At 42.6% G+C, this 7,584-nt stretch carries 6 protein-coding genes and 3 pseudogenes; 7 read left to right on the top strand and 2 right to left on the bottom strand.

The window, feature by feature from the left end:
- A pseudogene (locus BW961_RS28910) lies at positions 1-469 on the bottom strand (hypothetical protein); the annotation flags it as partial.
- A gap of 259 nt (positions 470-728) precedes the next feature.
- On the opposite strand from BW961_RS28910, the gene BW961_RS28905 reads away from it, so the two are divergent.
- From BW961_RS28905 to BW961_RS28900, 3 genes are all read left to right on the top strand, one after another.
- Positions 729-1,958: a hypothetical protein gene (locus BW961_RS28905; protein WP_068579817.1), complete on the top strand. Its 1,230-nt coding sequence runs from the start codon at positions 729-731 to the stop codon at positions 1,956-1,958.
- A gap of 431 nt (positions 1,959-2,389) precedes the next feature.
- Positions 2,390-2,554 carry a hypothetical protein gene (locus tag BW961_RS30845; RefSeq protein ID WP_156510090.1) on the top strand — a complete coding sequence of 55 codons (165 nt, stop codon included), beginning with the start codon at positions 2,390-2,392 and terminating at the stop codon, positions 2,552-2,554.
- 105 nt (positions 2,555-2,659) lie between these two features.
- A complete protein-coding gene (locus BW961_RS28900) occupies positions 2,660-3,439 on the top strand; it encodes an alpha/beta hydrolase (RefSeq protein ID WP_170878626.1) in 780 nt (259 codons plus the stop codon).
- Between the two features lie 342 nt (positions 3,440-3,781).
- Here BW961_RS28900 and BW961_RS32085 read toward each other — a convergent pair.
- A pseudogene (locus BW961_RS32085) lies at positions 3,782-3,978 on the bottom strand (DUF418 domain-containing protein); the annotation flags it as partial.
- A gap of 280 nt (positions 3,979-4,258) precedes the next feature.
- On the opposite strand from BW961_RS32085, the gene BW961_RS28895 reads away from it, so the two are divergent.
- From BW961_RS28895 to BW961_RS28880, 4 genes and pseudogenes are all read left to right on the top strand, one after another.
- Positions 4,259-5,059, top strand: a complete 801-nt coding sequence (locus BW961_RS28895) for a MerR family transcriptional regulator (protein WP_068579816.1) — start codon at positions 4,259-4,261, stop codon at positions 5,057-5,059.
- Entirely contained in the window at positions 5,056-5,697 is a 642-nt protein-coding gene (locus BW961_RS28890) for a GNAT family N-acetyltransferase (protein ID WP_068579814.1), read from the top strand. Before BW961_RS28895 ends, BW961_RS28890 begins: the two co-directional genes overlap by 4 nt.
- Positions 5,698-5,730: 33 nt before the next feature.
- Positions 5,731-6,762 (top strand): alpha/beta hydrolase family protein, encoded by a 1,032-nt coding sequence (locus BW961_RS28885; protein WP_068579812.1) that lies wholly within the window; start codon positions 5,731-5,733, stop codon positions 6,760-6,762.
- A gap of 85 nt (positions 6,763-6,847) precedes the next feature.
- A pseudogene (locus BW961_RS28880) lies at positions 6,848-7,136 on the top strand (hypothetical protein); the annotation flags it as partial.
- Positions 7,137-7,584 lie beyond the last annotated feature (448 nt).

The following is a 7,584-nucleotide window of genomic DNA, read 5'->3' as shown; positions in this document are numbered from 1 at the left end:
TTGCGTAATAACCTGTTACTTTAATCGGCTTAGAGGAACCTGCACTTAACGTGACGGAAGATGGCTCCGTTTCATATCTCACGAAATCCTCTTGGATCTGAACGGGAACGGTAACCGTCTGATTATTGTATGAACCTTTCAGCTTTGCTGTGGCTCCATATTTGCCGCTCACCTTGTCGCCGCTGATAATCAACGCATCCGAACTGGACTGCCACGTGATGGATCCAGTCACGTCCTCGATTTTGCCGTCCTTATATAAGGCGTTTACTTTCGGAAGATTGGTTTCCTGTCCAATGACGAGAGATAACGACTGGGGCGCAGCTATCAATTTAAATGAAGCCGCCGCAACATTGCTCTTGGCGTGTGTGCTTGCCGGCCATGATATGGCAAGGATCAGCATCAGCATAGAACATACAACTAACACTCCAAAACGAAATTGGCCTTTTCCTGATTCAAATACTAACTTCATAAGTTTCTCCTCTCGTAACTGCCTGGTTATATCATTTTCGATGCCTTATTCGGATAGGCTACTTCATATATCGGCTGTTCATGAGAAAAATTGTTGCTTTTAAATAATCAACCCGTAGCAGCAAAGTGACAGCATAATCATTTCGTCGGGTCCTGTTCTGCTTGGTATCACCAATATGGGAAGCCTATCAGCTAATTGACCTGATGAACCGATATATTGGTAATAGAATCAAGTTGATCGAAGGAAAGGATGATCGAGTTTGGCAAGCTTCAAGCGTACGACAATTTACTTGTTATTAGCTGTATTATTAATGGGTACTACAACTGCGGCCGCATCAACAGAATCACAGTCGCAGGAGCAGGACAATACAGAAATAGTGTCCATCAGGGAATGGCAAGGAATCCCAGCCGAAGGCATGAACGAGCACTGGGCCAAGCGCCTGTTCCAATGGGGGATCGCTCAAAATGTGATTCATGGTTATGGTTATCCGAATCAAAGCCTTAAGCCGGACCAAGTAGTCACTGAGGCTGAATTTCTCAAAATGTTATACAGAGCGATGGGCATTGCTCTGCCGAATGCAAGTAACGCATACGTTTCAAGTATAAGTTGGACAGACGATCTTTACCACATGGCCGGGTATTTCAACCATCCGACAGTTGGCGATAACAATTTTTCGATGCGATTACAGCCTATTACGAAGTTGAGCGCTGCCGAAATCATTAGTGCTTCTCAAGGCGTTCACTACACTGGTAGCGATGCTATTACCTACCTGATTGGACATGGCATAGCCAATAGTGAAGCAAGTTCCTCGGAGCAGTTTGACGGGGATAGTACATTCTCAAGGGCAGAGGCGCTTCAGTGGATACGGCAGCTTGCCCTTCGTGACAAATTGGTGATGCATGAGAGACCAGTGGCACCTACAGACCGTAGCCTTCTTCCCGCCTTGCCAAATACGCCTTTCGCAGTAATTACCGATTTTAGTACAGAACCTGTTACACAAGAGGATTTCAACTTATTCGGAAGCGGTGATCTTCCCATCGTTAGATTCGGGGATATGAAACGAACCGTTGATGAACAACTTGGGGATTCTGAGGGAAAAGATATTTTTAATTTCGATACTTATCCGTTATTGTCTGCACACTTTAACACTAATGGAAGGTTGGATGCTTGGAGTATCGATTCGGATACAAACGCTACCTCCTCTATAACTCCTTCACTGCGTACAAACAAAGGCATCGTATTGGGTGAAAGCACCTTATCCGATATCATACATCAATATGGATCGGCTGGAGTTAATGTTAGCAACAGAGAGGTCGTAAAATTTTACTATGAAAAAGCGGACGATGGCACTTATCGTGACATTTCGATCTATGACCCGATCCAAAATATTGAAAAGGTATATATGATCGTTTTTTTTGTCGATCTCGAAACCAAGGTAGTTTATCATGTGACGGCGTCCTCATTTAAGAATGCCTTAAGTGTTTTCTAACAATGGGTTCATGAATGCAATCCACAAATCAGCTCCGTACGCTATTATTTTTTTGTTATATAAGTTCTGAAACTTTCCATGATTAAAGTTGGAGTATTGAATTAAATTATTTAAATTATCTATTTTACGATCTCTATTAAACTTAGGTAGTCAGCCAATACAATTAGTTGCCTTTTAGTAAAGAAAGAAAAGTGATGTCAGAGAACAAAAAATAGTTATGAACCTATATTGGTCTTTTTTAGTTTAAGGAATCAAGTTCTTGTCCCGAGCTAAGGATAAGAACTTGATTCCTTTGCCGATTAGATAGAAATCTAATTATGATTCGGCTGCATTTCATTAAGCTAACGGGCAGATTAATGCAACAACAGCTCGTTATGATCGTCTAAATTATTAGCCGGAAGGAATTCAGGTTACAGAATGGAGGACAAACAGTGAGATCAGTAAAAATAATGTTATTAGGTATAAGCATTATGATTTTTGCGGGCATTTTGATAGTGGATCCAGAGAGCAGTTTTGGTGGTGCGGAGTTTTTCTTACTCTTCGCTGGATTTACAATTTCGGTCATTGGTTGTATTTATGAAGGAAAAAAGCCTTGATCTCGCTATTAAGCTATCGGGCAGGATACTTACAATATGTGGTACTATGTTATGGTTAAGTTTTTAAACATATTTCCCAATACACCACTGAGGAAGGTGAGACGGTTGGTTAGTTTTCCTGTTGAAGAGCAATTGTATAAAACTACGTTAGAGCACGGTCAGTTGAGGTTGTTTATATACGCAAATCCCGAGTTTATGAAGGTGCGACCTGCAATTTTGTTTTTTCATGGTGCGGGATTTTCAACCAATAAAGTCAAACCAAATCAATTTCAAAACCATGCCAATCATTTTGCTTCACTAGGTTATGTATCAGTTTGTGTTGAATATCGACCGCTTCAAGTTGAAGGATTATTTTCACCAATCGATTGTATACTTCATGCGAAATCAGCAATTAGATGGGTCCGAAACAAATCAAGTTCATTAGGAATTGACCCTAATAAAATTACAGTAGCAGGTGCTTCTGCTGGGGGTTATTTAAGCCTTTGCTGTGCGATGCTGGAACAATTTAATGATATTTCTGATGACTTAGCAATTAGTTGTGTTCCAAATGCTGTAGTTGTTTTTAACGGTGGAGTGGACACTATCCAACTCATTACAATGTTCCCAAGCTTAGCAGAAGACCTCTCTCATGCTTCGCTTATACAACATGTTAGAAGTGATTTGCCGCCGTCTATATTATTCCACGGTACATTGGATGAGAATGTTCGACATGAGACAGTTAAGGACTTCGTGGAGAAGTTGAAACAGAGAGATAATGACTGTACACTGATTTCGTTTGACGGTATGGGTCATGGATTTTTTAACTTTGGTCAACATGAAAATATGCCTTACGAAAGAACAATTAATGAGACCGAGCGTTTCCTAAGGGCTAATATGATGTTATAGACTTTATTCGTTTATTGTTCAACTAACGGGACACTTTAGTTGAATAATACACATTGATGAGCAGGAGCTACGGTAGCCTGCTTTTTTCATTGAACTAACGGCCAGGATAGCGTAACAAATATACGAATATCGTGTATTAATCTTTTAGATATAAAGATGAACATGAATTGAATGAAATAGAGACTAATTTGTGTTGATTAATTCAATATTTAAAGGAGTTTAGACAATGATGAGTGTACACGAAGTAGATAAACGAAAAGCACGGAGATTAAAGAGACGGGCTGCTACAAAGGAACGAAATAGCCCCCCGTTTTGTCCTAGGACTGAAGAAATTTTCATTCACAATATATTCTCAAAAGGAATAAGCATGCCGACAACATACTGCTCTGTGTAATCAGAAAAGCGATCGTGCTAATGATCCAGATTCGCTTCCATGTCTTTAAAAAATCCCATCTTAACAAAATACACGCCCAACAGAAATAGATCGTGGGAAAAGAGCTGGCTACCATTGATACCATATCTGCCCAGCACAATGAGAGTCGCTATTTTAGCGGCTTTTTTGGTTTATCGTTAAGACCTTGTCCCTTATCAAGGCATGAACCTAGCCCGGTTACCGATTAGATCGTTTCTAAATTAAAGAGGTTTATCTATGTAGCTGATTGTAGAAAATAGAATTAGCGATAGTGTTAAGAGAGGATAGTACATTACGACTGTATGTAGATTTCCAGTTCTATTTTTTATCTTTGATAATTTGACCTTAGGTCTGCCCTAAGGTATATGCTTAATTTGTATCCAAGGAGACTGGGGGAGGAAAACCTGATGGAAAAGGAAATTACAATTAGCGAGTTAGCGAAACTGATGGGCGTGTCCGTCCATCAAATTCGTTATTTTGAGAAAAAAGGCATATTTATCCCATCCTATATTGATGACAATCAATATAGGATGTATGGCATTAACGAGATTTACCAGCTCGCACATATTTTGCTCCTCCGTAATGTGGGGTTGTCCGTACAAACGATCCGGGATTGGTACGATGAAGGGACGCCGGACGACATGCAGCGGTTGCTTGAACAGTCTGTTTCCAAGATGGAAGCCGAGATAGATAGGCTGCGAACGTTAAGTGGTTTTATCTGTAAGGTGTTGGACGAGAAAGAACATTATGGGCAGGAGGCTGATTCCTTTCAGGTTACTCAACGCGATCAGCTTGTTCTGTTTTCATGGTTCGAAACGGACATCGAGACGGAACTGGATGCTCGAATGTTGGCAAAGCAAAGTGATACGTTGCCAGCGTTGTTTAAAGCAGACATTCATTACGTGTATGGGGGAGGCAACCGCGTACTACTGTGCACGGAAATGCACGATATTGAGGGAGACATAGTTTTGCCAGCTGGCGAGTATCTATCTTACCGATTCACGATACATGGCGTAGAAGACTTAGAACAACACTTCAATCAGTTTCAGGCCTTCGCCGATCACAGCTCTTTTATTCTAACCGGACCACGAATCCTTGTGGAAAAGTCGTACCTATCTCTGTTTACCCAAGAAAGCATATTTTACGAACTTCTTGCCCGTGTTAATCGAAACGGCAACGGCGCAATGAAATGGGAGGAGAATCGATGAACATCCGTCCCGCCATTCAAGTGGAGCGAATGAAAGAGGAGCACAAAGTTGCAGTCAGCGAACTACTGCTACAAGGATTTTGCAGCAAACTACAGCTTGGGACAGGGCTGAATAACGCTCAGTTGCAGTGGATGTTAGAAAGGTTTCTTGTGCTAGATGAACAACGGGGAGAAGGTCAGCGCATGGTTGCCGTGCAGGAAGGTTCTGTTATCGGAAGCCTATCCCTGCAGTTTCAGTCTCGGTCAGGTGAGCCGCGTCGAAGTACAACGGTAATGGATCTGCTTTCAATGTGGAAAGGGATTCGCGAAGTTGGATGGAGAAAAGCGTTAGGGTTCGCAGTGCGATTGGCATGTTTGAGCCATCGTCCAGGGTGTGGAGAATTGTACATTGCTGACGTATCAGTCCATGAAAAGTTTCGGGGAGCGGGCGTGGGCAAAACGATGCTGGAATGGGTCCTCCGCGAAGCAGCATCAAGGCCGGGAATCCGATATGCAAGCTTGCATGTTTCGGGCAGCAACGTTGGCGCCAAACGGCTATATGATAGGATGGGATTCCGGACGTTGAAGGCTCAGCGCAGCACAATCATGAAGTGGTTGTTTGGCGAACAGGAATGGAATTACATGATTCAAGAAAGATAAGCATACTTGCGGAGAAAGGAATCTAGAGGAAACATGAAAAAGAAATGGGGAATTTGGCTCCTGGTCACCCTGTTGTTGTTAGGAGGGACTAGTGCATATATTTTACAACAAAACAGCTTCGACATGGTCCAACAAGCCGTGGAAATCGATACCCCTCAAGGCAAACTGACGGGAGTACTAACGTTACCTAAGAAATATAGTGGTAAGGTTGGTCTAGTGTTGTTTATTCATGGAGACGGTCCGATAAATGCTACACACGATGACGGGTACAAACCGCTCTGGGAACGCCTTGCTGCGCATGGTTATGCTTCGCTCTCACTGGACAAGAGGGGCATTGGGGGATCGGAAGGCAACTGGTTAGACCAGAGTATGGATGATCGAGTGGAGGAAGCGCAGCAGGCGTTGGCCTGGGCGAGACAGCAATCAGCAATCGACGCGAATCGAATAGGTGTATGGGGTGCAAGCCAGGCAGGCTGGGTTATTCCTAAACTGGCCGGCAAAGAGCCGCTAGCCTTTAGCATTCTCGTCTCTCCGGCAATCAACTGGCTTACGCAGGGAGAATACAATACGCGTAGTCAAATGGCGAAGGATGGTCGATCCTTGAATGAGATTGAGAAGCAAGTGAACGACGATAACCGAATTAAGGCATTGTTAAAGGCTGGCAGCTCTTATGATGAATATATTAGTGTTGTGGGCCAAAAAGATGCCATGTCTAAGGAACGTTGGAAGTTCGTAAGTCAGAACTATACTGCCGATGCTACAAATGATATTGCAAATTTCAGCTCCCCAGTTCTGCTTATGCTCGGCGATCATGATATTAACGTAGACGTGAAGGAAACGGAGAAGGTTTACAGAGAACGTGTATCACCATCCAAATTATTGCGAGTCAAAGTGCTGCCCGACACGGAGCACTCCATGCTCTCCACCTCGACAGCCGATTCGCCGACGCGTGCGTTATTGATCAGCTTCTTTGGCCCGAGGAACATTACGACGAAGGGGTATATGGATGAAATTGTAGATTTCCTGCAAAATGTTCATCCGGTTCAAGAGGAGGTGCAGCCTTAAAGTGAAAATATACACTGTCCTCTGCAGTAAAAAACAAATCACTTGAACGTGGCATAATGAGTGCTGGAGTGATGAATTTAATAATTATGTATCTCCAGAACATCACAGCCAGGGGATTGGTCTTTCTGCTTGGAAAGCCATTGAAACACAGTATCCGGAAACTGTGCTCTGGGAAACTGTGACTCCTTATTTTAAAAGTTTAACTTCTATGTGAATAAGTGCGGATTCCAAATCGTAGATTTCTACAATGAACACCGTTCTGATCCGCATTGCATCGTAATGGATGCGAAGCTGATAAGCCCCTAATGGATGATGATGACTTTTTCAGATTTGAAAAGGTCGGATGTCCTCCTCTTGGTTTAAAAATGAAATAATAATATCGTCTGTCGAGGGACAAGAACATTGTCCCATTGAAAGTCGCTATTTTAGCGGCTTTCTAGTTTTATCGGTATAAGTTTGGGTCCCGAGCTGAGGGCAAGAACTTGTACCGATTACCGTATTGGACAAGAACATGGTCCTATTACCGATTAGACATGTATCTAATCTGAAGTTTTTTGCAGGCTTTTTCAGTATGAGCAAATGCCTTCTCCATATGAAGATGATGACCGATCTTATTTCATAATTGATACCGATACAGATCGTATTTATGCGCCAAGGTATTAAGCTCCCATGGAAGAACGAAATTACTTCCATCATCTGAGGTGCGGCGCTTGCGCTGCATGTATGGCTAACGGGACACTTTACGTTAGTGCAATAAAGTGATTAAACCCTTCCATTTCAAGAGAACCTAGATCTAATAGGTTTATATAATTGGGAGGGTTT

The sequence above is a fragment of the Paenibacillus macquariensis genome (assembly GCF_900156375.1).
GTDB classification, from domain to species: domain Bacteria; phylum Bacillota; class Bacilli; order Paenibacillales; family Paenibacillaceae; genus Paenibacillus_AQ; species Paenibacillus_AQ macquariensis.
Note: the sequence above shows the minus strand (reverse complement) of the source record. Positions and strands in the feature narration are given on the sequence as shown.